We start from the raw sequence: 2,386 nt of genomic DNA, 5'->3' as shown, positions 1-2,386 counted from the left end.
TCCGGCGACGGTGAACGGCAGGCGGACGTAGCCCTCGAAGGCACCGTCGACGCCGAAGCGGGGGCCGGAGGGGACGCGGACGCCGACGCGTTCGCCGACCTCGGCGAGGCGGGATCCGGAGAGGCCGCCGGTGCGCACCCACAGGGTGAGGCCGCCGCCGGGGACCTCGAACTCCCAGGTGGGCAGCTCCCGCCGGACCGCCGCGACCAGGGCGTCCCGGTTGTCCCGGGCCTGGACGCGGCGGATTTTCACGGCCTCCTCCCAGCCGCCGGTGGTGAACAGCCAGTTCACTGCCAGCTGTTCCAGTACGGGCGTGCCCAGATCGGCGTAGGCCCGGGCGGCGACCAGGCTGCGGATCACGTCGGGGGCGGCCCGCACCCAGCCGATGCGCATCCCGGCCCAGAAGGCCTTGCTGGCCGAACCGACCGTGATCACCGTGGACCCGGCGGGATCGAAGCTGCACACCCGCCGCGGCATGTCCAGGCCCGCATCCAGATACAGCTCGCTCATCGTCTCGTCGACGACGAGCACCGTCCCCGCCGAGCGGGCCGCCTCCACCAGCCGGCGCCGCTGGTCCTCGTCGGCGAGCGCGCCGGTCGGGTTGTGGAAGTCGGCGACGACGTAGGCGATCCGGGGCGCGGCCTCGCGCAGCACCTGGCGCCAGCGGTCCAGGTCCCACCCGGTCAGCCCCTCGGCCATGGCAACGGGCACCAGCCGGGCGCCCGCCTCCCGCATCAGCTGCAGGATGTTGGCGTAGGAGGGCGATTCGACGGCGATGCGCTCGCCGCGGCCCCCGAAGAGGTGACAGATGGCGTCGATGGCGCCCATGGCACCCGTCGTCACCATGATCTGCTCCGGCATGGTGGGGATCCCGCGCGCGGTGTACCGCTCGGCGATCATCGACCGCAGCGCGGGCAGCCCGGCCGGGTAGTCGCCGTGCGTGTGGGCGTAGGGCGGCAGTTCCTCCAGCGCGCCCTGCACGGCACGGGTCAGCCAAGGCTCCGGGGCCGGCAGGGCCGCGGTGCCCAGGTCGATCACCGAGCCCAGTGCCTCCGGCGGCAGGGGTTCGAGTCCGCGCGCGGGCAGCGGGTTGCCGGCCGGTACCGCGGTCCAGCTGCCCGCGCCGCGCCGGGACTCCAGGAACCCCTCCGTGCGCAGGGCCTCGTAGGCGGCGGCGACCGTGGTGCGGCTGACGGTGAGGGCCAGGGCGAGTTCGCGCTCGGCGGGCAGCCGGGCGGCCACCGGGACGCGGCCTTCGAGCACCAGCAGCCGGATGCCGTCGGCGAGCGCCCGGTAGGCGGGCGGGCGGCGGGTGCCGGAGCCCGCCGGGCGGTGTTGTTGGGACTTGAGCAGTCGGGCGAGCTGCGCGGCGCCCACCGCCGAGGTCCACTGCGCCATGACGACCAGTCCACCTTCCACGAATTGGCCATGGATGGGTTTTCTCCCCAAGCCACAGAGTGTCATGCACCAGGCCACTTCCACCACCAGGGGGACGTTTTGTCGACACGGGCCCGTCTCGGGCGACGACTGATCCAGCTCTACGCGGGACTCGCGCTGTACGGCGCGAGCTCCGCGCTTCTCGTCCGGGCGGGCCTGGGCCTGGAGCCCTGGAACGTGCTGCACCAGGGCCTGGCCGGGCTCACGGGTCTGACGATCGGCACGGTGTCGGTCATCGTCGGGGCGGTGGTGCTGCTGCTGTGGGCCCCACTGCGCCAGCGCCCCGGGCTCGGCACGGTCTCCAACGTCCTCGTGGTGGGCCTCGCCCTGGACGGGGCCCTCGCCCTGCTGCCCGGCGTCCACTCCCCGGCCGTACGCGTACTCCTGCTCGTGGCGGGTGTCGTGCTCAACGGAGTGGCCACCGGCCTCTACATCGCCGCCCGCTTCGGGTCCGGTCCGCGGGACGGGCTGATGACCGGGCTGCACCGGCGCACCGGCCGCTCGATCCGTCTGACGCGCACCGCCGTGGAGGTGGCGGTCGTCGCCACCGGCTTCGCCCTCGGCGGGACGATCGGCGTCGGCACGGTCCTGTACGCGCTGACCATCGGTCCGCTGGCCCAGCTGTTCCTGCGCGTGTTCGCCGTCCCGGCGGCAACCGGCGGCAGTGCGGCCGTTGCCACAGCGACATCCGATGGGGCGATACTGCGTCCGTGAGCACGCTCGTACGCCACCCGTACCTCGACCACCCGGGGCCCATTCCCTTCGCGCACCGCGGCGGGGCGGCCGACGGCCTGGAGAACACCGTGGCGCAGTTCCGGCGCGCGGTCGGCCTCGGTTACCGCTACATCGAGACCGACGTCCACGCCACCGCGGACGGCCGGCTCGTCGCCTTCCACGACGCCACGCTGGACCGGGTGACCGACGGCGCGGGCCGGATCGCGGACCTGCC

Annotated in this window: 2 protein-coding genes and 1 pseudogene; 2 read left to right on the top strand and 1 reads right to left on the bottom strand. The window is 74.0% G+C overall.

Features of this window, described 5'->3' with window-relative positions; genetic code table 11:
- On the bottom strand, positions 1–1,398 hold a 1,398-nt coding region (locus RH94_RS00950), incomplete at its 3' end, for an SCO1417 family PLP biosynthesis transcription factor (RefSeq protein ID WP_234425428.1).
- A gap of 99 nt (positions 1,399–1,497) precedes the next feature.
- Between RH94_RS00950 and yczE the strand changes: the two genes are divergently transcribed.
- Entirely contained in the window at positions 1,498–2,151 is a 654-nt protein-coding gene (gene yczE, locus RH94_RS00945) for a membrane protein YczE (protein WP_073945773.1), read from the top strand.
- Positions 2,148–2,386, top strand: a pseudogene (locus tag RH94_RS41770) (glycerophosphodiester phosphodiesterase); the annotation flags it as partial. The gene yczE and the pseudogene RH94_RS41770, both read left to right, overlap by 4 nt.

Origin of the sequence: Streptomyces kebangsaanensis (genome assembly GCF_001906585.1) — a bacterium.
Classification (GTDB): domain Bacteria; phylum Actinomycetota; class Actinomycetes; order Streptomycetales; family Streptomycetaceae; genus Streptomyces; species Streptomyces kebangsaanensis.
This window is presented reverse-complemented; position numbering and strand designations above follow the sequence as displayed.